We start from the raw sequence: 26,658 nt of genomic DNA on the forward strand, positions 1-26,658 counted from the left end.
GACTGGTCTTCAGCGTCCGCCTTCGATCTTGCGATGACGCTGATTGGTGCCGCCGGCGCCATAGGGGTAGTCGGCCACATGGGGCTGGCTGACTTCGCTCAGCTTCGTCATCTCCTCTTCGGAAAGCGAAAGCTCTGCCGCAGCGAGATTGTCAGCGAGCTGTTTGCTCGTTCTCGCCCCCAGGATAACAGACGTCACGGCCGGTCGTGACGCCGTCCAGGCGAGTGCAACCTGCGCCATGCTGACGCCGCGGCCCTTGGCAATCTCCTCCACCATGTCGATGATCGCCCAGGTGCGCTCCTGCGCATTGCGCAGGGCGTAGGATTCCATACCCCTGTTCGGGTTCTCGCCGAGACGGGTCGCACCCGTCGGCATCTGGTCACGCCGGTATTTGCCCGTCAGCCAGCCGCCGCCGAGCGGTGACCATGGCAGCAAACCCATGCCGGCATCCTGGCATGCCGCGACGATCTCCAGCTCGATGTCGCGCACCAGAAGGTTATATTGCGGCTGCAGCGTTACGGGTCGCGTGTAGCCGCGCGCCTTGGCGATTTCCACGGCTTTGGCGATCTGCCATCCCACATAGTTGGAGAAGCCGTAATAACCGATCTTGCCGGCCGAAACGGCATCATCGAGAAAGCGCAGCGTCTCCTCGATCGGGGTCAGCGCGTCCCATGCATGCATCTGATAGAGATCGATGTGCTCGACGCCAAGACGCGAGAGCGATGCGTCGAGCGCCTGGTTCAGGTGGCGGCGCGAAAGGCCGATGTCGTTTGGACCGGGGCCCATCGGAAAGCGCCCCTTGGTTGCGATCACAGCCTGTTTTGCCTCGGTCGGCCGCGTCTTTAGCCACTGGCCGATGATCTCTTCGGACTTGCCGGCGCTGTAGACATCGGCGGTATCGACGAAATTGCCGCCCCAGGCGAAATAGTCGTCAAGAAGCCTGTGCGATGCCGCTTCATCAGCTTCGGCACCGAATGTCATGGTGCCGAGGCAGTAGGCGGTGACGACCGCTCCACTTTGGCCAAGCCTGCGATAATCCATAGAAGATCCTCCTCTTCGAATAGGGACGTTGCTTGTAAAGTCATGCGTTCAGGTGGCTGAACCGTTCGCCGCCGTTTCTTCCAGAACCGTGTCGGGAATATCGTCGAAGGACGCATAGTTCAGATTGTAGAGCCGCGAATAGAGCTTGCGGTTTTTCATCAGCTGTTGATGGTTACCCGTCTCGATCAGTTCGCCGTTCTGCAAGACGATGATGCGATCCGCCTCCCGGATGGTGGCGAGGCGGTGGGCGATGACAAGTCCCGTGCGGTTTTCGAGGAGCTTGACCAGCGCCTTCTGGATCAGCATTTCCGTGTAGCTGTCGATGTTGGCGGTCGCCTCATCGAGGACCAGGATTTTCGCGTCAGCCACCAGCGCGCGGGCAAAGCTTAAAAGCTGACGCTGCCCGAGCGATAGATTGCCGCCACGCTCGCCGAGCACGCTGTCATAGCCCTGTGGCAAACGCATGATGAAGTCATGGGCGCCCACAGCCTTGGCCGCCTCGACGACCTGTTCGCGGGTCGCCTCAGCCTTGTGGTAGCGAATATTGTCGAACACCGTGCCGGTGAACAGGAATGGTTCCTGAAGAACCATGGCGATCTGGTTGCCAAGGGAATCCTGAGTCAGATCGCGCACGTCGTGCCCGCCGACCAGCACTTGGCCCTGCTGAACGTCGTAGAAGCGATGGATCAGCGACATGCAGCTCGATTTTCCCGAACCTGTCGGGCCGACAAGGGCAACCGTTTCTCCCGGGTTTACCTTGAAGCTGACATGCTTGAGAACCGGGAGCTTGGGATTGTAGCCGAAGACGACGTCGCGAAACTCAACCGATCCGTCCATGTCGGCAGAAAGCTGCTTGGCATTTGGTGCGTCCCTGATGTCGACCGGCACATCGAGAACTTCCGTCAGTCGCTGACCGGAGGCCATGGCGCGCTGCATCACCGAATACTGCAGCGTCAGTGACCGGATTGGATCGAAGAACCGCTGGATATAGAACAGGAAAGCGACAAGGACGCCGACATCGAGCGCCTGGTTGAGCACGCGTGCACCACCGACGACAATGACAAGCGCCATGGCAACACCGGTCAGCGAATCCACGATCGGCACCATCACCTGGGCGTAGCGCGCCGCCGTCAGGTGCGTCTTCAGGTTCGCCTTCGCCTTGTCGTCATAGAGCATGAAGTTGACGCCTTGGCGGTCCATGCTCTGGACCGCCCGCACGCCATGGATCGCTTCGGCCAATGCCCCGTTGGCCACGGAATTTGTCTCATGCGCGGCCATGAAGGACTTGCGCGCCAGCGGCAGCCAGAAGAGGCGCACGACAAAAAGGATTGGCAGGACGGAAAGCGTCAAAAGGCCGAGCTTGAAGTCGAGATAAAGCATGACAAAGACGATGCCGAACAGGAGCGCGATATCACCAACCGACAGGACGGAGGTTTCCAGAAATTCCTGCATCGAATTGACGTCGCCCTGAAGGCGCGACATCAGGCGCCCGACCTCGGTTTTATCCATGAATGAGAGCGAAACCCGCTGCAGGTGCGAAAACATCGCCTTGCGGATATCGAAGAGCACTTCCTCGGCAACGTTGCCGACCAGCGTCTCCTGTGCATAGCTGGCGGCGTAGTTGATCAAGATCGCGATCAGAAAGGCGACCATCGACCACGTCAGCGCTGAATGGCTACCTCCAGGCCGCATGCCGTGATCGATCGCATAGCGGATGATCAGCGGGATCAGCAACTGCATGGCCGTGAACGTCAGAACGGCGCCCACCGACAGCAGCACCTGCCGGCGGTACGGATGCACGAACGACCAGATGCGTTTGACGATATTGCCGTCGAAGGCCTTGCCGAACATCTCCTCCTCGACGCGGTGGGAGCCGACAACCGCGCGCGGCGGGCGGCGTCCATCCTCGCGGACGTCGGAGCGTTCGGTTTCCAGTTCCTCGGCCATTATGTTCCTCCCTAGGCGCTGAGGGCCTCGTCGCCCGGCCGCACCTGTAGATCGAAAAGCGCCTTGTAGCGTCCGCCCGCGGCCAGCAACTCTTCGTGTGTGCCCCGCTCGACGATTTCTCCATGCTCGACAAACAGGATCTGGTCGGCATGCATCAAAGAGCTCAAGCGATGCGCCACAATGATCGTCACGCGATCGGCTGCATATTTGCGCATTGCCGCGCGGATGCGCTGCTCGGTTGCGGCATCGATTGCAGCCGTCGAATCATCGAAGACCATCACGGCAGGCTTCAGCATCAGCGCGCGGGCGATCGACAGACGCTGGCGCTGCCCGCCCGACAACGACACGCCGCGTTCGCCGACGACGGTTCCATAGCCGGTCGGCAGGCCGAGCACGTAGTTGTGCAGCTGTGCGCTTTCGCTCGCCCGCCCGATCCGGCTTTCCTTTGCCCAAGGGTCTCCATAGGCAATGTTGTTTTCGATTGAGGTCGTGAACAGGAAGGAATCCTGCTGCACGACGGCGACGGCGCGACGCAGCGACTGCAGCGTCGCCTGGCTAATGTCCTGTCCGTCGATGGTAATCGTACCCTTCGTGACGTCGTAGAAGCGCGGGATGAGGTGGGCAAGCGTCGACTTACCGCTGCCGGGCGGACCCACGATGCCGATCGTCTCGCCGCGCTTTGCCTCGAAGGAAACATTGCGCAACACCTCGTGCATCGGCGAACTCGGATAGGTGAAGCTTACATTCTCGAAGCGAAGCGTACCGTCACTCAGCGCCAGATCCTTTGCATCCGGCGCATCGCGCACGGCGATCTCGAGGTCGAGCAGGTTGAAGAGGCGGGTGCCGCAGGTCGAAGCACGTGCGAAGGCATTGACCATGAGACCAAGCTGGCGAACCGGCATCTGCAGGATCGTCATGAAGGTCAGGAACGAGGCGAGCGTGCCGACTGTGATCTCGCCGGACATCACCTTGCCGCCGCCAATCCACAGCACGAGGCCCATGGCCGCGAAGAAGGAAAAGGTCATAGCGCTCGTGTTGACAACGCGGATACCGACGCGCTGGTGGGCGAGTGTGAGAGCGTTCTTCGAGGCCTTCTCGAACTTGCTCATCTCGTGCGCCTGCGCGGCAAAGGCGCGTACCACGCGGATGCCCCCGAGATTTTCCTCCATGATGCGGGTCAGCACCGATAGCCGCTCCTGCAGCTCGAGCCAGGTTGCACGCAACCGCAATTGGGTGACCGAGGAGCGCCAGCCGACGAATGGCACGAAGCTTAAGGCAAGCAAGCCGAGAACGACGTCTGTGGAAAGCAGCATATAGGCGCCGATGCCAATCAGCATCGTCAACAGCACCATGCGCACCAGCGCCGTCGAAAAGTACATGCGCACACCTTCGAGGTCGAGCAACCCGATGGTGATCAGGTCGCCCGAATGGACGCTGTCGTGAAAGCTGAAGGAGAGCCGTTGGATCTTCTCGTAGCAGGCAAGGCGTAGCTCGTAACCGATATGGTGGCCGACGCTTTCGCTGTAATAGTTCTGGATCATCGTAAAGATGCCGCGCAGGACGCTCGCACCGAGCAGCATCAGCGCGGTCGTCAAAAGCGCATCCTGTGCGAGTTGCCCTGCCTGACCGCCTTCCATCGCGATCTGCGTGTGGTCGACGGCCTGGCCGAGCAGGCGAGGGATCATCAGCTGGAAGGTGGAGGCCACAAGGGTCGCGCCAATGGCGAAACCGGATTGCCAGGGATGGCGAAACGCCATGACGGTGATGCGCACGAGCGTGAAGAGGCCTTTGCCCCAGCCCGCCGCAATCGCCTTCGCCATCGAAGCCGAGGGCTTCGTCGCGCGTGTTAAAGCATCGCTGCTCACGGTAATGTTCCAAAACATAAGGTGTGGTCGGACGCTGGTCCGGAAAGGCGGCGAATCCATGAAGGATTGATTAGCGCCCTTACCTTTGCCGATTCCTCTCGGTCCTTCAAGTCAAGAATTCACCGGTTGGTTATTTTATCGTGAGCTTGGCAAAGGCGAAGGTGCGGACACCACGACGGAACGTTTCCCCAGAAATATCCAAATATTTCCGGCACTTATCATCTCCGGACAATAAGACGTCGAATAAAGGGCTTGCCTAAATCGTCTTTTGGAGCTTTCATACACGACCAGTTTGATAGACTATAGGCGGTTCAAAACCGCGTGAACCTTCTCAACGCGCGAGCGATTTTTCCCGCGTTGAAACCAAATCGAGACACGATGCGCAAGGGTCGCAGGGGAGTTGAGATGACGGTTCAAGGCCTGTTTTCTTCGAAGTCAGCGGCGGCAGCACAGATCTCCGCCATGCCGCGTTTTGCCATTGTCGGCCGCGGCTTTTCCGGAATGATGACGGCAATCGCCCTGATGAAGACGGTGCGTCTGCCTTTTCATCTGCAGCTTTTCGATCCCAATTCGTCGGTCAGCGGTGGACAGGCACTCTCCTCAACGCGTACCTCAACGATCCTGAATACGCGCGTGCGGGATCTTTCTGTTTGCGCCGGCGATAGCGACGATTTCAACGACTGGCTCTGTAGCAACGCGGAATTCCGCGCCGCCGTACCTGCGGCGATCCCGGGATTTCGCCAGATCTTCGTGCCGAAAGAGATTTTTAGCGACTACGTCTACCAACGCTTCTCGGAAGCCTTGTCCGCCCGCAAGGACATCACCGTTCAGGTCTGCCACGAACCGGTTGTGGCGATCCGCAGGAGCCACGGCAACCGGTTCCTGCTCGAAAGCGCCAATCCTGCCAATCCGCTATTCGATACAGTCATCCTCGCCACAGGCTACGGCTTGCCAGAGATCGAAGAACCGCAGCAGGAGCCGTCGCCAGTCAGAGCCCAGCGCCTGATTGCACGACCGCACACGGTCCTGCTCGGCAGCGGCATCAGGGTCGTCGATCAACTTCTGCAGTTGCGCGATGCCGGCTATGCGGGGCAGGTTACCATTCTTTCCCGGCGCGGTTTCCTGCCGCAGAGCCATACGCCGCACTCTGCCGATCCGGTTTTTCCTGCAGACGCTCTGCCATCAAACCTTCCCGACATCCTGCACTTTATCCGCAGCGCCTGCCGCCAGGCGGAGGAGGAAGGCCGAAGCTGGCAATCCGTCATGAACGGATTGCGCAAGCACGCCCGCTCTTTGTGGCGCGCGCTGCCGGCTCATCAGAAGCACCAGTTCAACCGGCATCTGAGAGCCATCTACGACAGCCATCGCAACCGACTGCCGGAGGCCATTTACGCCCGTCTTCAGAGCGAGCTGGCCAGTGGTAACACGGTTCTTCGCCGCGGCGTCGTGGGACGCCAGGGCCTGAGCGGCCTCTTCTTCCGGCCAGCCGGCTCGCAGTCCGACGAGATCGTCAATGCCGAGCGCATCCTGGATTGCCGCTGCCGCGGACCGCAATTGGGCGCACCACTGCTCGCAAGCCTTGTAAGCGAAGGCTTGGCTCTGCCGGACGAACTATCACTGGGTCTGGCCGTCAATCAGCGCGGCCAGCCTTGCCTTGAGGATGGGTCAACGGCCGATGGACTGTTTGCCGTCGGCCCACTTGGCCTTGGCAGTCTGCCTGACATCGATCTCGTTCCCGAGATCGTCAGTCAGGCATTTGCGGTGGGAGAGCATGTCGCCCAGCGCTTCTACCCGCAGAGCAAGGCTGTCTGATCAGGCCCGACGGGCGCGCAACTCGCTGCGGGCAACGAAGGCAAGCAGCCCGGCAGCCATGATCGCCAGCACGAACCAGGTCAGCGCATAGACCAGATGGTTGTTGGGAAAGACGATCTGCGTCAACCCGCCGACCGGCAGGCCGCCGGGATTGGGCGTCGCATCGGCATCGATGAAATAGGGGGCGACGTCAGCGACGTGGCGGTGTTCGGCGATGGCGGCCACATCGCGTGAATACCAGCGATCGCTGGCCGGGTCGTTGGACTTGATCATCGTGCCCTTCGGCTCGGTGATCCTCAGCAGCCCAGTGATCTTCACCGGCGTCGGTTTTTCCCCTTCGCTGCGTGTTGAAGGATCGCGCTTGTCCGCTGGTACGAAGCCGCGGTTGATCAGGATAGACGTCCCGTCGGCAAGATAAAGCGGCGTGATCACCCAATAGCCGGGGCCGAGCGTCGTCGACGCGTAGATCAGCGTTTCCTTGTCGTTCTGCAAGACGCCTTCGGCCCTCACATGGCGATATTCGTCCTTGGCGCGGCTGACCTGTCCCCACGCTGCGTGTGCCGGCGCTTGAACCGGTTCGGCATGAACACGCTGATCGACGCGGGCAATCAGGCCCTCTTTCCACGAAAGCCGTTCGACCTGCCAGACACCGAGCGCAACCAGCGCGGCAATCAGCAGCACCATCAGGCCGCAGAACGTCGCCAGCCCAGCGGCGGTATGCTGTCTGTGTGCTTTTTTGGAGAAAACGTCGGCCATGGCCAGAAACCTTGCGGGCGGCGTGACCGCCACCCGCTCCTGCCCTTAGGGCATGTTCTTCATCATTTCCGGGCTCATCGGCATCATGTTTGTGTTCAGATGATGCATGACCCAGAGGGAGCCGGCGAGCGCGATCGCGACAAGCAAGAGCGTGAAGATCAGCGCCATCATCGTCCAGCCGCCTTCCGAGCGCGGGTTCATATGCAGGAAGAAGATCATATGAACGACGATCTGCACGGCGGCGAGCCCCATGACCCAGGCGGCCGTGACGGCTGAACTCTCGAACACGCCGGCCATGACCAGCCAGAACGGGATCGCCGTCAGGATGACCGACAGCACGAAGCCGATCATGTAGCTCTTGAAGGTGCCGTGGGCCGCCTCGTGTCCGTGGCTGTGACCGTGATGGGCTTCGTGAGCGTCTTCGGTTGCGGGTGCGTTGGAGGTCATCCGAGAACTCCCATAAGATAGACGAAGGAGAAGACGCCGATCCAGACGACGTCGAGGAAGTGCCAGAACATCGACAGGCACATCAGGCGGCGACGATTTTCCGGGATCAGGCCGCGCATCGATACCTGTACCATCAGCGTCACCAGCCAGACGATGCCGAAGGTGACGTGCAGACCGTGCGTGCCGACCAGCGTGAAGAAGCACGACAGGAAGGCGCTGCGGGTCGGGCCGGCGCCTTCGTGGATCAGGTGCGCAAACTCGTAGAGCTCGAGACCGAGGAAGGCCAGGCCGAAGATGCCGGTAATGGCGAGCCAGAAGAGCGTGGCGCCCTTCTCCTTCCGCTCCATCTGCAGCATCGCAAAGCCGTAGGTGATGGAAGACAGAAGCAGCATCGAGGTGTTGATCGCCACCAGCGGCAGATCGAAAAGATCGGCCGGCGACGGCCCGGCCGCATAGTTGCGGCCGAGGACGGCATAGGTTGCAAACAGCACCGCAAAGATGAGGCAGTCGCTCATCAGATAAAGCCAGAAGCCCAGCATGGTGCTGCCTTCCGGATGGTGATCCTCGGTCAGGTAGAATTCAGGCTTGTCGGCCTTGTCGATCACAGTATCGCTCATGGTCTTACACCTGCTCGGCAAGCAGTGCCGTACGCTTGCCTTCCGTTTCCGTGACTTCCTTCGCGGGGATATAGAAGTCGCGCTTGTAGTTGAAGGTATGGCCGATCGCGACGGCAATCATGGCTGCGAACGACAGAACGGCGAGCCACCACATGTACCAGATGAGGGCAAAGGCCAGCACGACGCTGATCGCACCGAGGATGACGCCGGTTCCGGTGTTCTTCGGCATGTGGATCGGCTTGAAGCCTTCCAGCGGGCGGGCATAGCCGCGCGCCTTCATGTCGTAAAAGGAATCATGGTCGTGGACGACCGGCGTGAAGGCGAAGTTGTAGGCAGGAGGAGGCGACGAGGTCGACCATTCCAGCGTCCGGGCATCCCACGGATCACCCGTCGTGTCACGCAGCTCTTCGCGCTTGAAGAAGCTGACCACCAGCTGGATGATGAAGGAGGCGATGCCGATCGCGATCAGGACGGCACCGAATGCGGCGATGATGAACCAGATCTGCAACGACGGATCCTCGAACTGCGACACGCGGCGGGTCACGCCCATCAGGCCGAGCACGTAAAGCGGCATGAAGGCGAAGTAGAAGCCGACGAGCCAGAACCAGAAGGACATCTTGCCCCAGAACGGATCGAGCTTGTAGCCGAACGCCTTCGGGAACCAATAGGTGACGCCCGCCATCAGACCGAACACCACGCCGCCGATGATGACGTTGTGGAAGTGAGCGATCAGGAAGAGCGAGTTGTGCAGCACGAAATCTGCCGGCGGAACGGCGAGCAGGACGCCGGTCATGCCGCCGATGACGAAGGTCACCATGAAGCCGATCGTCCAGAGCATCGGCACTTCGTAGCGAATGCGGCCGCGATACATCGTAAACAGCCAGTTAAACATCTTCGCCCCTGTCGGGATTGAGATGATCATCGTCGTGATGCCGAAGAACGAGTTGACGCTGGCGCCCGAACCCATCGTGAAGAAATGGTGCAGCCAGACGAGGTAGGACAGGATCATGATCACGCAGGTGGCATAGACCATCGAGGCGTAACCAAAGAGACGCTTGCCGCAGAAGGTGGCAACGACTTCCGAGAAGATACCGAAGGCCGGCAGCACCAGGATGTAGACTTCCGGGTGGCCCCAGATCCAGATGAGGTTGACGTACATCATCGGATTGCCGCCGAGGTCATTCGTAAAGAAGTTCGTACCGGCGTAACGGTCCAGCGAGAGAAGCGCCAGCGTCGCTGTCAGGATCGGGAAGGTCGCCACGATCAGGATGTTGGTGCACAGCGACGTCCAGGTGAAGACCGGCATCTTCATGAAGCTCATACCGGGTGCGCGCATCTTCACGATGGTTGCAATCAGGTTGATACCCGATAGCGTCGTGCCGACACCGGCCACCTGCAGACCCCAGATGTAATAGTCGACACCAACACCCGGGCTGTAGTCGGACCCCGACAGCGGCGGATAGGCCAGCCATCCGGTCTGGGCGAATTCGCCGACAAAGAGCGAGAGCATGATGATGATCGCGCCCGCCGTCGTCATCCAGAACGAGAAATTGTTCAAGAAAGGGAAGGAGACGTCGCGTGCGCCGATCTGCAGCGGCACGACAAAGTTCATCAGGCCCGTGACGAACGGCATCGCCATGAAAAAGATCATGATGACGCCATGGGCAGTGAAGACCTGGTCGTAGTGATGCGGCGGCAGATAGCCACCCGATCCGTTGAAGGCGATTGCTTGCTGCAGGCGCATCATGATCGCGTCGGAGAAGCCACGCAGCAGCATGATGAGCGCAAGGATGACGTACATGACGCCGATCTTCTTGTGATCGACGCTCGTCAGCCATTCACGCCAGAGATAACCCCAGAGCTTGAAGTAGGTAACAACGCCCAGAAGCGCGATGCCGCCAAGCGCGACGACCGCAAAGGTCACGACCAGGATCGGCTCGTGATATGGGATCGATTCTAGGGTCAACCGACCGAAGATGAACTTCAGGAGGTCAGGATTGGAAAACATGGATAAACCCGTTTATTGATGTCGTATCGACGCAAAGCGCCAGGTCTAGTTGCTGTTTGGTTGCGCAGGCGTCGTATCGCCGGTTTTCTGGTCCATGCCGGGCATGGTGTGCCCATCATGCTGCATTCCCGGCATGGTCTGCATGTCGTCGGTCTGGCCGGCGCCGTTTACAGCGTCTGCCGGCTTGGTTTCGGTGGCATCGTGGCTTTCACCCGCTGAAGCCCCGTGGCCGGCCTCATCTGCGTGGCGGTTGTCGTAGCTAAGCTTCTCGCGGTTTTCGCCGCTTTCCTTGCCGCCGCCGCCCATCATGTCGATGTGCATCATTTCGTTCATGCACATCTTGCCGGGTGCTGCGCACATGTTGAGGATTGCATTGAAGAGATCGTTGTCGACCGACGCGAAGTAACGCACCGGCTCCCTCTCACTTGGCCGCTCGAGCTTGAGATAGGTATCCCGATTAAGCGCCGTCCCCTTCTCCTTGACCTGCGCCACCCACTGATCGAAGCCCTCTTGGTTCACGCCATGGAACTTGAAGCGCATGTGCGAGAAGCCGGCACCACTGTAATTGGCCGAAAACCCGTCATAGACGCCTTCCTGGTTGATGACCGCGTGCAGCTTGGTCTGCATGCCGGGCATCGCATAGATCTGCCCCGCGAGCGCCGGGACGTAAAAGGAGTTCATGACCGACGATGCGGTGATCTCGAAATTGATCGGAACATCGACAGGGGCCGCCATCTCGTTGACGGTCGCGATACCGAGTTCGGGATAGAAGAACAGCCATTTCCAGTCGAGCGCGACGACCTGTACCGTCAGCGGCTTTGCATCAGCAGGGATGCTGCGTTCGGCATCGAGCCGGTCCAGCGGCCGAAACGGGTCGAGCTTGTGGGTGCTGATCCAGGTAACGGCGCCGAGCGCAATGATGATTGCCAGCGGTGCCGACCAGATGACCACTTCGAGACGTGTGGAATGGTGCCATTCCGGATCATAGGTGGCTGCCGTGTTGGATCGGCGGTAACGCCAGGCAAACAGCAGCGTCAGGAAGATCACCGGAACGATGATCAGCAGCATCAAAACCGTCGACACAATGATCAGGTCGCGTTGCTGCACAGCGATATCGCCCGAAGGCGACATGACCACCAAATTGCATCCTGCCAGCGTCAAAAGCAGTGGCAGAATGAGGAGATGGCGGGAAAACTTTGGCAGTTTTTGCACGTCTCTATGCTCTTGTTGTTTCGTCCAAACCGCGACTAAAGCACTGTACCTGATAGCAACATGAGGTGTTTGGTCGCAGTGCAGCAGAAATGCCGCACTGCGGGATAAGGCACGTGGCGCAGGATGTCAAAATCCTGATAAAAATTCGAAGGATTTTTGCGCGCAACCCTTTTCGAAGGGCTAATATATCCGGGAAGCCTGATCATGCCAGCCTTTTTGCAAGCCGATTTCGCGGCACGGAACGCGATTTTTCATCCACATCTAATTTTCGGAGCAGGAAGATGAACTATTTACGTCGATCGGACTTGATAAGCGCAGTGGTTTGATCAAGATCGCTGCTGAGGCGCTTTGCCACAGGGTGCCTCGACAGGGAGGCGTTTAATGGCGAATACTACACATTACGGACCATCATCCACATCGATGGAACAGGATGCGCGGCGAATTCATGCCGACAAGCCGGTATCACCCGGCAGCATCGCGCTCGGCGTCGTCATCGGGCGCATGTCGGAATTCTTCGATTTCTTCGTCTACGGCCTGGCATCCGTTCTGGTCTTCCCTCAGCTTGTCTTTCCTTTCGCACCCGATCGACTGACGGCAACACTCTATTCCTTTGCGATCTTTTCGCTCGCCTTTCTGGCGCGCCCGGTCGGATCGGTCGTGTTCATGACCATCGACCGTATCTACGGCCGCGGCGCCAAGCTGACGATCGCATTGTTTCTGCTCGGCGGCTCGACGGCGTCGATCGCGTTCCTGCCGGGCTACAACGAGATCGGCGCCTGGTCGATCGCGTTGCTGGCCCTGTTCCGGCTCGGCCAGGGCTTTGCACTCGGCGGCGCATGGGATGGTCTGGCCTCGCTGCTTGCACTCAACGCACCGCCAAACCACCGCGGCTGGTATGCAATGATCCCACAGATCGGGGCCCCGATCGGCTTTGCGCTGGCAAGCGTGCTGTTTGGCTATTTCATCGCCAATCTGTCCAATGAAGACTTCCTGAGCTGGGGCTGGCGCTATCCGTTCTTCGTCGCCTTTGCGATCAACGTGGTTGCGCTGTTTGCGCGTTTGCGTCTCGTCATGACGCCGGATTTCGGCCAGGCGCTGGAACAGCACGAACTCGAAGCAGCACCGATCCGTGATGTGCTGCGCGTCCATGGACGCGACATTCTGCTCGGGGCATTCGTTCCGCTCGCAAGCTTCGCGATGTTCCACCTCGTGACGATCTTCCCGCTTACCTGGATGTACCTTTACGGAACCCAGCCGATCGGCACGTTCATGGTCGTGCAGATCGTCGGCGCCATGGTCGGGCTCGTCGCGATCGTCGTCTCCGGCATGATCGCAGACCGCATCGGCCGGCGCGCCCAGCTTGCCATCTGTGCCGTGCTGATCGCGATCTTCAGCTTCATTGGGCCGTTCCTGATCGCGGCCGGCTCCGAAGGGCAGGATGCCTTTGTCATCATCGGCTTTGGCGTCCTTGGCCTGTCCTTCGGCCAGGCGACCGGTTCGATCTCATCGCGCTTCGGCAGAGGCTACCGCTATACGGGCGCCGCCTTCACCTCCGACCTTGCCTGGCTCGTCGGCGCCGGTTTTGCGCCGCTGGTCGCACTGACACTGTCCAGTCGTTTCGGCCTGCCTTTCGTTGGCTACTACCTGCTGTCGGGCGCTGTGTGCACACTCGCTGCTCTGGCCTTCAGCAGGGCGCTCGAACAGCGCGACTGAATGCGCGAAAACAGCAAAAGGCCTGCCTCACGATCTGAGGCAGGCCTTTTGCTTTCAAAGACGGTGAAATCGCTACATCGCGACCTGCGGCTGCTTTGCCGCACGGGCTGCAGTCAGCTCTGCCGTTGTATGGTTCAGGCGGTCTGCCAGCACTCGCATGATCTCGACGGCCATTTCGGGGAAATCGCTGAGCAATTTTAGGAAGTGTTCCTTGCTGATGCGCAGGACTTCCAAAGGCGAAGTGGCGCGAACCGTCGCGGTGCGCGAGACGTCACATAGAATGGCGATTTCGCCGACGATGGAATTGGGTTCCACATCGGCAACCTTGATGTCGCCGGCAGGCGAATGGACTAGAATGTCGGCAGTTCCCGACAGAACGACATAAGCGGCATCGCCCGGATCGCCCTGATGGAAGAGGTCCTGCCCGGCGTTGTATGTCATGCGATCGGAAGTGAAGGCCAACAATTTGAGTTTCGCGGGTGCTATCCGCGAGAAGATTGGCACCCGCCGCAGCATTTCGACTTCGTCTCTCAACAGCATAAACGTATTATCCCTGTCGCGCTGTTCGGTGCCCGACGTTTGACCGTGGCACCTCGCAAGGGGCGCCATCTTTATTGTCCCCTCACTAGAATATTACGATAACAGTTCCTTGAACATACCGTTTTGTTCGGAAAGCTCCGGAAAGTTGCCTGCTTCGGCCAGCGCGCCGCGGTCAAACAACAGGATTCGATCAAACATTTCCGCGAGTTTTGCGTTCGAAAGCACCCAGATGATGGCCGGCCGTTCGCCTTCCTTGTGCAATCCTTCGACAATGTTGCGCGTGATATGGTCCTGAACACGCTGGTCGAGCGCTGACATCGGCCGGTTGAAGACGAAATAGTCAGATCGTTTGAGAAGCGCACGGGCAAGATTGAGCTTCTGCCGCTGCACCATTGTCAGGCGTTTGCCGCCTGAGCCAACGTCAAATTCAAGCCCGATCGACAGGACGTCGTCGAACAGGTCGAGCTTGTCGAACAGGTCACCCATGATGGCCCGGATACGGTCGGACGCGTCGGCCTGCTGGTAGGCGATACGTCCGAACAGGACGTTGTCCATCAGGCTTGCCGAGGAGATGAAGCGCTCCGGATCGTATCGTTCGATGACGGCGGCGAGATCTTCTGGAATGTTCTCGTGGAACTGCTTGCGGGCATTGACGATCTTTTCCATCAGCTCGTCTGTCAGCAGACCAAAACGATGCCGCGGCTCGATATAGGCAAAGCTTAGCCGAATAATGGCCGACCGCTCGTCGGGAGTGGCATCATCAAACCGTCGGCTCTGCAGTTTCTGCAGCAGAGCCTGATAGGTCGGGATATCGTCTGCCGTCATGAAGGTCAGCTGCTGGAAGAACGGGTGATCCGGCGGCAGGTCGTGAAAGAGTTCGACGGCGTTCTCCGCGATCTCAAGCCCCATGGCATAGAGATCGTTGCTGAGACCGGTCTCGCGAAACAGCGCCTGGAAATAGGGATGCGCCGCCAACCGGCGATTGTTCATCATCGGCCGCTTCATCGAACCGAAGAGCAGGTTCTCGCCGACCGTGGCCTGCGGATTGAAGGCGTCGAAATCAAACGGCACGACAATGTTGCCGAGTTCGGTTTCCTGCATGCGCTGGCGCAGTGCCGATCGCAGATCGACGATGTGATCGGCGAGCACCACATGCACGCTTGTATTGACCGTCGATCGAAGCGCGAGATCGAGAATGTCCTGCGAAATGAGTACGGCATCGAGCACCGGCCGGATCGCCGTTAGGATGTCGTCTGGTCCTGTCGCACCGGCGGCCTGATAGTCCACCCAGTCGCTGTTGATATCCATCGTGGAATTGCCGGCCTTGACGGCCTCCTCAGCATGCCACTTGGCCTCCAGAGCCTCCTTGCCGTCATATTGTGGCTCGCGCAATGGGGCGTGCTTCAAGCCGTAAAGGAGATTGTCCCGCAGCGTCCCGTGGAAGAAGTAGGTGTCGGCGGATGCGTAGGAAATGCGCCGACCGGTAATGGACTCGGGCAGATCGAGAAGGTCCTTGCCGTCGATGGTCACGCGGCCGGAGTCCGGCCATACCAGCCGACCGAGAGCTTCCGCGAAGGCTTCCGCGCCGCTGGAGTTCGGGCCGACCACCGCGACCGTTTCGTTCGGCTTGATCTCGACCGAGACGTGGTCGACTAGCCGCGCGCCGCTATCGTCACTCACAGTCAGGTTGGTGATCACGAGCGGGGCCGACAATGCCCCCATCGCCGCAGCCGAAATCTCCTGGATCTTGCCATCGATCAACGGCTCCACATTGAACTGCTCGTAGACCTGCTGGTACTTGACCTGCACGTCCTGGCGCATCTGATCCCAGTCGATCAGCTCCTTCAGCGGACCAGGCAGGTCCTTGTAGGCGCTGATGACGGCCACAAGCTGACCGATATCCAAACGCCCCTGCAGCGCGAGATAGCCGCCGATCGCATAAAACAGGAATGGCGTCACCTGGGCCAGGAAGTTGTTCAGGAACTTGACCAGAAACTTCCACTGATAGAGATCATATCGGATCGAGAAGATCAGCCCGAGCCGCGTGGCAATGTCGGCGCGCTCGAAATTCGACGTGTCGTTGCCATGAATTGTGCCTATGCCATCGACGATCTCGCCGACGCGGCCAGAGAGTTCGCGCGCTGTGAGCTGACGCTGGCGGCCAAGCTCAAGCAGCCGCTTTCTCATGCGCGGGATCACGACCGCCTGGACACCGACGATCGCCGCAGCGATCATCCCGAGCCAGAAGTTCTGAATGATGATAAAGGCGAGTGCCGTCAGCGCCTGACCGCCGAGCAGGGCCGGCGAGACGAAGGCATCGCCCGTGAAGCCGCCCATCGGCTCCACTTCATCCTTGATCATTGTCGCGATCTCAGCCGACTTGACGCGCTTGAAATGCGACGGCGGGAACCGCAGAACCCGGTCTATCAGCTCGAAGCGAATGCGGCGCAGCATCCGCTCGCCAAGCCGCCCCTTGTAGGTGTTGATGTAGAATTTGAAGAGGCCGTTCAGAACAACGAGCGCGAGGAAGACGAGGCTCAGCCCCATCAGCATCTGCAGCCGGTCAAGCTGGACACCCTTGAAGAACTCGACTTCGCCAATGACGGGCAACGTGTAGACGAGCCGCATGAAGGTTTGCGTTGCGCCCTGGCCCTCGAAGCCCGAACCCTGAATCGGTCCGTTGACGATCTGCTTCGGCAGGTCGAAGGACAGGAAATAGGGGATCATCGAAACTGCAACGACTGTCAAAATCCAGAGCTGCTGCAGCCGCGTGTTCGACCAGATGTAACGCGCGAGGCTTTTTTCCATTCTTAACCGTCAGTTGCCTGGGAAATCTGGGGGCAGTGAACCTGCGGCAAGACAAAGGGGAATGCCGAAAACAGGATCATGCAACCGGACCGCCGGATCTCATAATGAAAACAAGGCGAATCGGCTTGCCGTCGTCATGCCGATTCTCGCCGGGACGTTGTTTATATCACATGACTTTCGCAAAATGCGAGGGTTTCAGCCAATCATTGACCGAATGATTGCCGCTGTTTTGTGAGCACCGCTAAGATCCAGCGACACCGGTGCCGCGCGCCGGGTCGCAAGTGCAGTCCTGATGGCATCGGCAACGATTTCGGGCGTCAGACCGGCCTCCGGCAGGACATCTGCAAGCCCGAGTGCGTGCAGCCGTTGCGCACGAACCGTCTGCTCCGTTTCTCCGCCGGCAACGAAGGGAATGAGGATCGCCCTGCAATCGGTCTGCAGCAGATCACCAATGGTGTTGTAACCCGCCTGCGAGATGGAAACACGCGCGCCGCGCAGCAGCGAAGGAAAATCCTTGCGAAACCGGACGAGGGTAACATTTGGCGGCCTCGCATCTGCCAAGCTGACGAAATCGGCCTCCGGAAGGTTCGGCCCGCCGACAAGCAGCCACCGCAGGTTCGCTGGCAACATGGCGGCGGCTTTGTTGGCGGCACGAAGCAGATCAAGGCCGACCGCTCCGCCCCCGGCGGATGCAATAATGTCAAAGGTCTCCTTGGGATCGGCCGAGCGTGCGGCCGCCACCATGCCGGTATAGCGAATTTTGGATGCGATCTCGGACGTTAAGGGAAACGTATCTTCCAAACGCACGAAGTCGGGATCCCCGTGCACCAGGACGCCGTCAAAATGGTCCCTGACAAGCCCGACGGTCTCCTGGTCGCGCCCCGGCTTGCGGTTTTGCTGCAGGATATCGCGCACGGAGCTGAAGAGCTTCGGTCGAGGATGCGCCGTCTCGATGGCGTCAAGAAGCGGAAGCAGTTCGAACCGCATCTGCCGGCGACCAAAGGGAAAAGCTTCGATGATGACGACATCCGGCGCCGAATCACAAAAGGCGGCAAGCAGCAGATCGCGCCGCCGGCTCAGGAACGCCTCTTCGGCGGCAACGCCATTGCCGTCCGCAAGTCCGGAAAAACCCGTATTGCTCGCCACGACCGGCGGAAGCGCCACCGTCTTGATGCCGTCTCCGGGGAAACCCGGAACCGGCAGACCGCCGGTCACAACGGTGACGTCGAACCCATCGCTGACGAGCGCGCTGGCGATGCGGCTTGCCCGAGCAATGTGGCCGATGCCAAGCAGGTGTTGGACATAGAAAAAGACCCGGGGCGTCTTCATGAGGCTTTCTGCCATTCGTCTTCAAACAGCCGGCCAAGCTGATCGATACTCGCCTCGTGATCAAAGTGCTCGCGCACGCGCTTTTCCGCGGCGTCTCCCAACCGCGACCGCAAGGCGGGATGGCGGATCATTTTCTCAAGTGCCACCGCAAACGCTGCTGGGTTATCCGGTGGCACCACCATCCCGTTTTCGCCATCGACGAGAAGCTCTGGCACGCCGGATACCGACGTCGAAATGCAAGGCAGACGCTGGCTGGACGCCTCCACCAGCACGTTCGGCAAACCGTCGCGATCACCATTGGAAGCAATCCGGCAGGCAAGCGCAAAAACATCGGCCCGGCGATAATGGTCGAGCACATCTTCCTGGGCAAGTGCACCCTTCCAGGTGATCCGATCCGCTAGATTAAGGTCCGCAGCTAGTACCTTCAGCTTCGACAGATTGTCGCCACCGCCGATATGTTCGAAACGCCAGTTCAAGTCGCCGGGCAGAAGGGCCAGTGCCTTCAGCAGCGTTTCATATCCCTTCTTCTCCACAGCGCGGCCAACGCTGAGAATGAAGGTCGGATCGGCCGGGTCGCTGCCGTCGCGCTGCGATCGTTTGCCGCCGAAATGCCCGAAACGTGCCAGATCGAGCCCGTGATAGCTCAGATGTACAGCCTCCTTGCGCGGTGTCAGCGTGCGCATGTGCTCGTATCCGCTTCGCGTGCAGGTCACGGTCCAGCGGGCACTGCCAAGCTTCTCATGCAGTTCCCAATCGGGCGATGTCCAGATGTCCTTGGCATGGGCAGAGCACGTCCACGGCACGCCGGTAAGAATGCTCGTATATTCGGTCACGGAGGCGGGCGTATGGATGAAATGCGCGTGCAGCCATTCGCCATTGTCCGGCCACTCGCGGGCGAGCACCATCGCCTGCCCAAGCCGTCTGAAGCGGTTTCGGGAGAGGTCACGCGACAGGTCCTTGAAGAAGCGTTTCCAGAGCGCCGTGATGCCGGCCTTGCGAAAGCTCGCCATCATTCCCTTCAGCACGCGCAGCGGCTCCTCGTGGAGATACTCCGGCAGATAGACGACGCGTGCCCTGATCTCGTCATGCACCGGATGACGCTTCTTGTCGGTGGGACGGCGCATCGAGATCAAGGTCAGGTCGAAGCCAGCCTTCTCCAGACCGCGCAGTTCCTGGGCGATAAAGGTTTCCGAAAGGCGCGGATAGCCCTTCAGCACGACAAGGATCTTACGACGTTGCGACAAGGTCTTGGTCTTCACTCGGCCCCGACGACGGACAGGTGGCGGCCGCGGCCATCCAGCCAATGTCCGACCGTCTGCGAGATATGATCCAAGCCTTGCAGTTGCAAGGTACAGCCACTCTTTGACGGCGGTACGCGTTCGGGCAGTCGTTTCAACGCTTCCGACATCACCGTCGGATCTGCGGACTGATCCGGCAGCAACACATCAACGAGCCCGAGCGCGCTTGCCCGCTTGGCGCGCAGCAACTGCTCTTGGCGCGGCTTGACGCGAGGAACAATAAGGGCAGGCTTGTCGAACGAGAGGATTTCGCAATAGGTGTTGTAACCACCCATGGCCACGACGCCCGTGGCACCCACCATCAACTCTTCCATGTGGTTATCGAACTCGATCACCTCGATGTAGGGGATGCGGGACCCTTTGGCCACCAGCTTGGAGCGCTCGGCCGCTGGCATGTAGGGGCCCAGCACGACGAGGGCCTTTTGTTGCAAGGTCGGATCGTTCTCATAGGCATTCATGACATCGTGCACCAGATCTGACCCATCGCCGCCACCGCCGGTCGTGACCAGAATGTAGTTGTCCGAGCGTGCATTGATCGAGGTCTTGCTCGTGGAGACACTGCGCTGCAAGAATCCTACGAAATCCATCTTTCTGCGCACACTTGCCGGAACGTCCAGGCCGACGAGCGGATCGTAGAAATCCGGCGGCCCGTAAACCCAGACGGAATCGTAATAGTGGTCGATCTTTTGCATGATGCCGTTTCGCTTCCATTCGGCATCGAGCAGGTGTGGCGCATCCATGATTTCGCGCAGCCCAAGCACCAAAACGGTGCCGCGCGCCTTTAGATACCCCAACGTCTCCTCGACCTCACCCTTCAGCCCCATCGGCTCCTTGTCGACGATGAAGATGTCGGGTTGGAACGTTTCGGCCGTGTGGCGAATGCTCGCCTCACGCATCTTCAGCGTTTCATGCAGGTCGATGTGGCCCGCCATCGAGGTATATTCGCCGTTGCGAAGCTTGATTACGCTCGGGATCTTCACGAAGTCGACGCGCGCTCGATAGTCGAACGCGCCGGCGATCGTGGCACCGGAGATAATCAGAATGTTGAGGCCGCGATAATCCTCGACCAAAGCATGCGCGATCGCGCGGCAGCGGCGCAAATGGCCGAGTCCGAACGTGTCGTGGCTATACATGAGGATACGGGCATCTTCCAGGCGCCGTGCCATGGGCAATCCTTCTGCGCTGTAGATCATACTAGCACCGTCGGTTTCTGCTGGCCGTCAGAAGACAGAGCAGCGCTCCGCCGGGCTGGCCGCTATTTGTAGGGATCTGCCGCATCGCGCAAGCCGTCTCCCAGAAAGTTGAACGCCAAAATCACCAGAACGACCGGTATAATCGGAAAAAGCAACCATGGATAGAATGCGATGACGCTTACGCTCTTTGCTTCTGTCAGCAGAATGCCCCAACTGGTGATCGGCGGACGCAGACCCAGGCCAAGAAAGCTGAGTGCCGTCTCGCCAAGAATCATCCCAGGGATCGAAATCGTGGCAGAGGCGATCAGATGGGACATGAAGCCGGGCACAAGGTGTCGGCCAATGACGCGCGGTGTGCTGGCGCCCATCAACTGGGCGGCCTGCACATAATCTTCTTCACGCAGAGCCAAGAGTTTCGAGCGCACCGCTCGCGCCAGCCCGGTCCAATCGATGATCCCCAGGATGACCGTGATCCCGAAATAGATGACGATCGGGCTCCAGGTGACCGGCATGATCGCCGCCAGCGCCATCCAGAGCGGCAGGCTCGGCAACGACTGCAACACTTCGATCACGCGCTGAACAATCAAATCGAAGACGCCGCCCCAATAGCCGGCAAGGCCGCCGATCACGATGCCGAGGCAGAAGCTGATTGTGATGCCGATCAGGCCGATCGTCAGCGAAATGCGCGCGCCGTAGAGAATGCGGGAAAGCACATCGCGACCGAGGCGGTCAGTACCGAGCAGAAACATCTGTCCGCCGATTGCCGGGCAGACCAGATGCAGGTCCGAACTTACCAACCCCCAGAACTTGTAGGGATCGCCGCGGCAGAAGAAACGGATCGGCTGCACATCGTTTGGCTTGTCGGTGTAGATCCGGTGCAGCGTGTCGAGATCAAGCGACATGCTTCGCCCGTGGACGAAGGGGCCGACAAACTTCCCATCGTTGAAGAAATGGACGCGCTGTGGCGGCGAGTGGATGAAATCGACATTCCTGGTGTGCAGCCCGTAGGGCGCAATGAATTCGACGACGACAATCATGAGGTAAATGGCAAGCAGGAAGATGCCGGAGGCAAGGGCCAGCCGGTGCTGCTTGAATTTCCACCACATCAACTGCTTCTGCGAGGCGACATGGATGCGCGATTGCGCAGACGTCATCCCTTCGGTCGCCATGGGATCGAAGGGTGCGGTCGAAACATAGTGCGGCAGCGGCGCGCCGGGCGGTGGCAAGGGCGACATCTATTTGGTGCTCCTGCCTTGCAGGCGGATACGCGGATCGAGGAAACCAAGCGCGATGTCGGAGACAAGAACACCGATCACGTTGAGAAAGGCGAGGAACATGAGGAAGGAACCTGCGAGATACATATCCTGGCTCTGAAGAGCCTTGATGAGCATTGGCCCGGTCGTCTCCAGCGAAAGCACGATCGCAACGATTTCCGCGCCTGAGATGATTGAAGGCAGGATCGATCCGATATCGGCAACGAAGAAGTTGAGAGCCATGCGCAGCGGGTATTTCACGAGCGCGCGAAGCGGGTGAAGCCCTTTGGCGCGGGCGGTCACGACATACTGTTTCTGCATCTCGTCGAGCAGGTTGGCGCGAAGCCGCCGGATCATGCCGGCCGTCCCTGCCGATCCCACGATGATCACCGGTATCCAGAGATGCGAGAGGATCGAACGCGCCTTTTCCCAGCTCATCGGCTCGTTGAGAAACCTTTGATCCATCAAATGCCCGATCGAAACCCCGAACCAGATATTGGCGAAGTACATCAGGATCAAGGCCAGCATGAAGTTCGGGATGGCGATGCCCAGAAGACCGAGAAAGGTCAGCCCGTAGTCTCCCCAACTGTACTGATGGGTCGCCGAATAGATCCCGATCGGAAATGCGATGAGCCAGGTCAAAAGGATGGTGGAAAAGGAGACGAGCATCGTCAACCAAAGGCGATCACCGACGACATCGGAAACCGGCAGCTGGTACTCGAACGAATAGCCGAAGTCCCCATGAAGCATGCCGCCAACCCAATAGAAGTAGCGGACGATCTCGGATCTGTCGAAACCGTACTGCTTGCGAAGCTCTTCGATCTCTTCAAGGTTGGCGCTTTCCCCCTGGGCGCGCAGTTCGGCGATCTGGCTTTCGAAGAAGTCACCTGGCGGCAGTTCGATGATCGTGAAGACCAGTGCCGAGATGATGAACAGCGTCGGCACCATCGCTGCGATGCGCCAAAGGATGTATTTCAGCATCCCTCAAGCCTCCTTGAACCAGAAGGCATCCGGCATATAGAGGCCGAGATAGGACGTTGGATCGAAACCATAAAGGGCCTGCTCAGGCACATTCTGCAGCTTGGCGGATCTGAGGATCGGCTGCAGGGTGCCGTTGATGAGGCCGATCGAGAAGACCTGTTGGGTATAAAGCGCCAGCATCTGATGCCAGATCACTTCGCGCTCTTCGAACCTCGCGGTCTCGCCCCACTGTTGGAGAAGATCGACCAGCTGCTTCACTTCCGGCAGATCGGGGGCGCTGCCCTCCTGCCCAGCAGACAGGTGGTACATTCCCCAAAGCGGCCATTGCAGCTGATCGTCAAGCGTTGGTGCAAGCTGCCCGGGAGGCATGTCGGCGGTTGCGACGCCGTTCTCGATGCCGAACCAGATCGACATCATGATCGTGCCGCTCATGGCGCGGCTGCGAAAGACATCACGCTGCGAGGTGCGGGTATAAAGGGCGAGACCGACCGCTCGCCAATGGTCCCGCACCAGTTCCAGCACGTCAGTGTCGAGATTGCTTTCCCCAGCCGTTTCCACGGTGATTTCGGCGCGGCGCCCGTCAGACAGCAGACGAATGCCGTCGTCGGCACGGTTCGTCAGTCCGAGCTCGTCCAGGAGCTGGTTTGCCTGATTCGGATCGTGGGCAATAAAGGCTTCGGCATACTCCGGCTTAAAAAGGGGACTATCGGGCAGAACGGTATCAGCACTTGCCCTGCCAAGGCCGTAGAAGGCGACCATGTTGATCTCATGCCGGTCGATCGCCATCGACAGCGCGCGGCGGAATCGGGCTTCGCGAAACAGGTTACGCCAGACCTCGTCGGCGCAGTTGAGGTTTGGCAGTAGCGCCACGCGCGATCCGCGCACCTGCTTCCACAGGTTGACCTTCACCGGAAATCGCTTTTCGGCATCCTTAAGGAACGTGTAGTCGTTGAAGTCGACGCCCGTCGCCTGCAGGTCGGATTCACCGGCGCCGGCCTTGGCGGCGATGATCGAGGACGAAGAGACGTTAAGGATGAACTTGTCGATATAGGGGAGTTGCACCCCGTTCTCGTCGACCCGGTGGAAAAACGGGTTTCGCACGAACACGAACTGGTCGGCCGGCAGCGGCGTCGTGTTGCGCCATGGATCGAGCGTCGGCAGGTTCGGATTTTCAGGGCGTGAGGAGCGCGACATCTTGATGTGCAAGTCCGCCCATTTCTTGACGCGGTTTTCCTTCATCAGCGCCGACAGGCGGAAGTCGTCCTGATACTTCTTGTGGAACTGCTTGAGATAGTGCCCTGGCCCGAAGATCACCAACGGCAGTGGGCCGGCGAGCGCCGGCATGAACATCGGATTGGGTCGTTCCCAAGTGTAGCGAACCCTCAAAGCGTCGAGCACTTCAAATTTCGGCAGCTTTCCGTGCGGTCGCAACTCGAGCGCGCCTCCCCCAGGCGTCAGCTCCTTGTTGAGGATCACATCGTCCCACCAGTAGCGGAAATCGTCCACCGTAAAGGGTGCGCCATCCGACCAGCGGTGACCCTCGCGCAGATAGAAGGTGAAGACCGTGTCATCCTTGGATTCGAAACCCATGAGAATGTCCGGCTGGAACATCAGACGCTTGTCATAACCGACCAGGCGCGAATAGCCGTAGACGGTCATGTAGCGGATATCCTTCTGGCTGCCGATGATCGTGCGAACCGTGCCGCCATAGACGCCGGGTCGCCGCCCCGCTTCCTTCATGTTGATGATGCGCGGATGCGTCGGCAGGCGATCCACCATGGGAGGAATGCGGCCCGCGCGCAACCAATCCCTGAGGAATTCCGGCTCGATGTCACGATCCGCCGCGGCCTTGACGAGGGAAGGCGCTATTGCCGAACCGATAACACCACCAAGAAATGTGCGCCGCGTTACCATGAGCGAAGCTCCTTTGCGTCTGCACCCTTGCGGGCCCGCACAAGATGGCCATTGCCGAGATCGGCGTAGTCGAGCTCGGAAGCATCATCATGCTCGGCCGTAAAGGTAATGCCCCAGTTCTGCTTGTCTGCGGCGCCATTTTTTCTCAGCGCCTCGAAATCGAGCGGCCGGTTGAGGTCGGGGAAGGGAACTGCCGCCAACAGCGACTTCGTGTAGGGATGCACTGGATCACGCAAGATAATCTCGCGTGGCGCGATCTCGACGATGCGCCCCTTGCACATCACTGCGATGCGGTCGGCCATGTAGTCGACGACCGCCAGATTGTGCGAAATGAACAGATAGGTTAGCCCAAGATCCTTCTGCAGATCCTTGAGCAGGTTCAGGATCTGTGCCTGGACGGAAACGTCGAGCGCCGATACCGGCTCGTCGAGAATGATTAGTTTCGGCCCAAGCGCGAGCGCACGGGCAATGCCGATACGCTGGCGCTGTCCGCCGGAGAAACTGTGCGGGTAGCGGTTCAGGTAACGCCGGTCGAGGCCGATCGCGCCCATCAACCCCTCCACCCTCTGCCTACGCTCCGCACCGTCCCCACGATCGTGAATCTCCAGCGGCTCGCTGAGGATATTGCGCACGGTCATGCGCGGCGACAGCGAGGAGACCGGATCCTGGAAGACCATCTGTATCTTGGTGCGCAGCGCCTGCAGATCGTCACCGGAAACAGACAGGACGTCGATCACGTCCTTGCCATCGTTGAAGATGACAGAGCCGCCGTCCGGCGTCACGGCCCGCATCAATATCTTGCTGACCGTCGTCTTGCCGCATCCGGATTCGCCGACGAGCCCCAGACACTCCCCTCGGCGGATGTCAAAGCTGACATCGTCAACAGCGCGAACAAGTGGCACTTCGCGCGTTCCAAAGAAGCCGCGGTTGCGGGTCTTGAACGTCTTGGAGAGGTTGTTGACGGAAAGGAGGATCTCCGGCCCTTCGGCCTTCACCTTCTTCTTGCCGATCAGGGACTCCAGGTTAACCGGAACGTCGCGCAACGCCTTAAGGCGCTCGCCCGGCTTCATGTCGAAATGCGGCACGGCCGCCATGAGGCCCTTGAGGTATGGATGCTGAGGGTTGCGGAAGATCGACTCGACGGGTCCCGCCTCCATGATCTCGCCGTGATAGATCACCACCACCTCGTCGGCCATGTTGGCGACAACGCCGAGATCGTGCGTGATCAGCAACATCGCCATTCCGAGCTTGTGCTGGAGGTCACGCAACAGTTCCAGGATCTGCGCCTGAATCGTCACGTCGAGGGCGGTTGTCGGCTCGTCGGCGATCAGCAGCGCCGGATTGCAAATCAGCGCCATGGCGATCATCGCGCGCTGGCGCATGCCGCCCGAGAGTTCGAAGGGGTACATTTCGAACGTGCGCTTCGGATTGGCAAAGCCCACGAGACCCAGCATCTCCTCGGTCTTCTCGCGTGCTTCCTGTTTGTCGGCTTCCGTGTGGATGAGGAGCGCTTCTCCGATCTGATTGCCGACCGTGTGGAGCGGCGACAGCGAGGTCATCGGCTCTTGGAAGATCGTCGTCATGCGCCGGCCGCGCAGGTCACGCATCTCAGCGCTGTCGCGCGAATATTGCAGAATATCGGTCGTTTTGCCGTCCAACGGATCGGTAAAGAGAATGCGGCCCTCGGCTTTCGCCGGATTCGGCAAAATCCCCATTATGCTCTGGCTGATGACCGATTTGCCCGAGCCGGATTCTCCGACGAGCGCAGTGACCTTGCCCGGCAAGATACGGATGTTCGCGTTCTTTACGACGCGCAGGCGATCGCCGAAAACCGAGAAAGAAACGTCGAGGTTCTCGATGCGCAAAAGATCCGAGGCGGACGCCATACCAATGAAATTCCCCAGTTTTTCTTGTTCCCGTTAAG

Annotated in this window: 19 protein-coding genes; 2 read left to right on the plus strand and 17 right to left on the minus strand. The window is 59.6% G+C overall.

Annotation, left to right across the window (positions count from 1 at the left end):
• Window positions 1-9: 9 nt before the first annotated feature.
• Genes BSG20_RS09215 through BSG20_RS09225 form a run of 3 tightly spaced genes read right to left on the minus strand, consistent with a single transcriptional unit; the run spans window position 10 to window position 4,808 of the window.
• Window positions 10-1,041, minus strand: a complete 1,032-nt coding sequence (locus tag BSG20_RS09215) for an aldo/keto reductase (RefSeq protein WP_072373855.1) — start codon at window positions 1,039-1,041, stop codon at window positions 10-12.
• 48 nt (window positions 1,042-1,089) lie between these two features.
• Entirely contained in the window at window positions 1,090-2,988 is a 1,899-nt protein-coding gene (locus BSG20_RS09220; protein WP_072373858.1) for an ABC transporter ATP-binding protein, read from the minus strand.
• Window positions 2,989-2,999: 11 nt separating this feature from the next.
• The gene (locus tag BSG20_RS09225) at window positions 3,000-4,808 is read right to left on the minus strand and encodes an ABC transporter ATP-binding protein (RefSeq protein ID WP_072374028.1); all 1,809 of its coding nucleotides are present in this window, start codon (window positions 4,806-4,808) and stop codon (window positions 3,000-3,002) included.
• A 450-nt stretch (window positions 4,809-5,258) separates the two neighbouring features.
• On the opposite strand from BSG20_RS09225, the gene BSG20_RS09230 reads away from it, so the two are divergent.
• On the plus strand, window positions 5,259-6,665 hold the full coding sequence (locus BSG20_RS09230; protein WP_072373861.1) for an FAD/NAD(P)-binding protein: 1,407 nt from the start codon (window positions 5,259-5,261) through the stop codon (window positions 6,663-6,665).
• Here the strand turns inward: BSG20_RS09230 and BSG20_RS09235 are convergent, their stop codons facing one another.
• The 5 genes from BSG20_RS09235 to cyoA are packed head-to-tail and all read right to left on the minus strand — an operon-like array spanning window position 6,666 to window position 11,705.
• Window positions 6,666-7,421, minus strand: coding sequence for an SURF1 family protein (locus BSG20_RS09235; RefSeq protein ID WP_072374031.1), 756 nt, complete (start codon window positions 7,419-7,421; stop codon window positions 6,666-6,668).
• Window positions 7,422-7,466: 45 nt separating this feature from the next.
• Window positions 7,467-7,868 carry a cytochrome o ubiquinol oxidase subunit IV gene (gene cyoD / locus BSG20_RS09240; protein ID WP_072373864.1) on the minus strand — a complete coding sequence of 134 codons (402 nt, stop codon included), beginning with the start codon at window positions 7,866-7,868 and terminating at the stop codon, window positions 7,467-7,469.
• Entirely contained in the window at window positions 7,865-8,485 is a 621-nt protein-coding gene (gene cyoC, locus BSG20_RS09245; RefSeq protein WP_072373866.1) for a cytochrome o ubiquinol oxidase subunit III, read from the minus strand. The genes cyoD and cyoC overlap by 4 nt, the downstream gene beginning before the upstream one ends.
• Before the next feature lie 4 nt (window positions 8,486-8,489).
• Window positions 8,490-10,493: a cytochrome o ubiquinol oxidase subunit I gene (gene cyoB / locus BSG20_RS09250; RefSeq protein ID WP_072373869.1), complete on the minus strand. Its 2,004-nt coding sequence runs from the start codon at window positions 10,491-10,493 to the stop codon at window positions 8,490-8,492.
• A gap of 45 nt (window positions 10,494-10,538) precedes the next feature.
• On the minus strand, window positions 10,539-11,705 hold the full coding sequence (gene cyoA / locus BSG20_RS09255; protein ID WP_072373872.1) for a ubiquinol oxidase subunit II: 1,167 nt from the start codon (window positions 11,703-11,705) through the stop codon (window positions 10,539-10,541).
• 381 nt (window positions 11,706-12,086) lie between these two features.
• Between cyoA and BSG20_RS09260 the strand changes: the two genes are divergently transcribed.
• On the plus strand, window positions 12,087-13,418 hold the full coding sequence (locus BSG20_RS09260; protein WP_072373875.1) for an MFS transporter: 1,332 nt from the start codon (window positions 12,087-12,089) through the stop codon (window positions 13,416-13,418).
• 72 nt (window positions 13,419-13,490) lie between these two features.
• Here the strand turns inward: BSG20_RS09260 and BSG20_RS09265 are convergent, their stop codons facing one another.
• The 9 genes from BSG20_RS09265 to BSG20_RS09305 form a co-directional block, all read right to left on the minus strand.
• On the minus strand, window positions 13,491-13,958 hold the full coding sequence (locus tag BSG20_RS09265; RefSeq protein WP_072373878.1) for a cyclic nucleotide-binding domain-containing protein: 468 nt from the start codon (window positions 13,956-13,958) through the stop codon (window positions 13,491-13,493).
• 93 nt (window positions 13,959-14,051) lie between these two features.
• On the minus strand, window positions 14,052-16,766 hold the full coding sequence (locus BSG20_RS09270) for an ABC transporter transmembrane domain-containing protein (RefSeq protein WP_072373881.1): 2,715 nt from the start codon (window positions 16,764-16,766) through the stop codon (window positions 14,052-14,054).
• Between the two features lie 195 nt (window positions 16,767-16,961).
• On the minus strand, window positions 16,962-18,110 hold the full coding sequence (locus BSG20_RS09275) for a glycosyltransferase family protein (protein ID WP_072373884.1): 1,149 nt from the start codon (window positions 18,108-18,110) through the stop codon (window positions 16,962-16,964).
• Entirely contained in the window at window positions 18,092-19,339 is a 1,248-nt protein-coding gene (locus tag BSG20_RS09280) for a glycosyltransferase (RefSeq protein ID WP_093041087.1), read from the minus strand. The genes BSG20_RS09275 and BSG20_RS09280 overlap by 19 nt, the downstream gene beginning before the upstream one ends.
• Window positions 19,340-19,350: 11 nt before the next feature.
• Entirely contained in the window at window positions 19,351-20,559 is a 1,209-nt protein-coding gene (locus tag BSG20_RS09285; RefSeq protein ID WP_072374034.1) for a glycosyltransferase family protein, read from the minus strand.
• An 89-nt stretch (window positions 20,560-20,648) separates the two neighbouring features.
• A complete protein-coding gene (locus BSG20_RS09290) occupies window positions 20,649-21,821 on the minus strand; it encodes an ABC transporter permease (RefSeq protein ID WP_072373890.1) in 1,173 nt (390 codons plus the stop codon).
• Entirely contained in the window at window positions 21,822-22,820 is a 999-nt protein-coding gene (locus BSG20_RS09295) for an ABC transporter permease (protein WP_072373893.1), read from the minus strand.
• Between the two features lie 3 nt (window positions 22,821-22,823).
• Window positions 22,824-24,734 (minus strand): ABC transporter substrate-binding protein, encoded by a 1,911-nt coding sequence (locus BSG20_RS09300; protein ID WP_072373896.1) that lies wholly within the window; start codon window positions 24,732-24,734, stop codon window positions 22,824-22,826.
• Window positions 24,728-26,620 (minus strand): ABC transporter ATP-binding protein, encoded by a 1,893-nt coding sequence (locus tag BSG20_RS09305; RefSeq protein WP_072373899.1) that lies wholly within the window; start codon window positions 26,618-26,620, stop codon window positions 24,728-24,730. Before BSG20_RS09305 ends, BSG20_RS09300 begins: the two co-directional genes overlap by 7 nt.
• Window positions 26,621-26,658: the final 38 nt, after the last annotated feature.

It is taken from the genome of Rhizobium tibeticum, assembly GCF_900110205.1.
Classification (GTDB): Bacteria; Pseudomonadota; Alphaproteobacteria; order Rhizobiales; family Rhizobiaceae; genus Rhizobium; species Rhizobium tibeticum.

Coding starts and splice junctions, on each gene's coding strand:
- BSG20_RS09285 (WP_072374034.1), bottom strand. CDS start 20,559: ATGGCACGGCGCCTGGAAGATGCCCGTATCCTCATGTATAGCCACGAC.
- BSG20_RS09225 (WP_072374028.1), bottom strand. CDS start 4,808: ATGGCGAAGGCGATTGCGGCGGGCTGGGGCAAAGGCCTCTTCACGCTC.
- BSG20_RS09305 (WP_072373899.1), bottom strand. CDS start 26,620: ATGGCGTCCGCCTCGGATCTTTTGCGCATCGAGAACCTCGACGTTTCT.
- cyoB (WP_072373869.1), bottom strand. CDS start 10,493: ATGTTTTCCAATCCTGACCTCCTGAAGTTCATCTTCGGTCGGTTGACC.
- cyoD (WP_072373864.1), bottom strand. CDS start 7,868: ATGACCTCCAACGCACCCGCAACCGAAGACGCTCACGAAGCCCATCAC.
- BSG20_RS09295 (WP_072373893.1), bottom strand. CDS start 22,820: ATGCTGAAATACATCCTTTGGCGCATCGCAGCGATGGTGCCGACGCTG.
- BSG20_RS09290 (WP_072373890.1), bottom strand. CDS start 21,821: ATGTCGCCCTTGCCACCGCCCGGCGCGCCGCTGCCGCACTATGTTTCG.
- BSG20_RS09265 (WP_072373878.1), bottom strand. CDS start 13,958: ATGCTGTTGAGAGACGAAGTCGAAATGCTGCGGCGGGTGCCAATCTTC.
- BSG20_RS09235 (WP_072374031.1), bottom strand. CDS start 7,421: ATGGCCGACGTTTTCTCCAAAAAAGCACACAGACAGCATACCGCCGCT.
- BSG20_RS09275 (WP_072373884.1), bottom strand. CDS start 18,110: ATGGCAGAAAGCCTCATGAAGACGCCCCGGGTCTTTTTCTATGTCCAA.
- BSG20_RS09270 (WP_072373881.1), bottom strand. CDS start 16,766: ATGGAAAAAAGCCTCGCGCGTTACATCTGGTCGAACACGCGGCTGCAG.
- BSG20_RS09230 (WP_072373861.1), top strand. CDS start 5,259: ATGACGGTTCAAGGCCTGTTTTCTTCGAAGTCAGCGGCGGCAGCACAG.
- BSG20_RS09300 (WP_072373896.1), bottom strand. CDS start 24,734: ATGGTAACGCGGCGCACATTTCTTGGTGGTGTTATCGGTTCGGCAATA.
- cyoC (WP_072373866.1), bottom strand. CDS start 8,485: ATGAGCGATACTGTGATCGACAAGGCCGACAAGCCTGAATTCTACCTG.
- BSG20_RS09260 (WP_072373875.1), top strand. CDS start 12,087: ATGGCGAATACTACACATTACGGACCATCATCCACATCGATGGAACAG.
- BSG20_RS09215 (WP_072373855.1), bottom strand. CDS start 1,041: ATGGATTATCGCAGGCTTGGCCAAAGTGGAGCGGTCGTCACCGCCTAC.
- BSG20_RS09220 (WP_072373858.1), bottom strand. CDS start 2,988: ATGGCCGAGGAACTGGAAACCGAACGCTCCGACGTCCGCGAGGATGGA.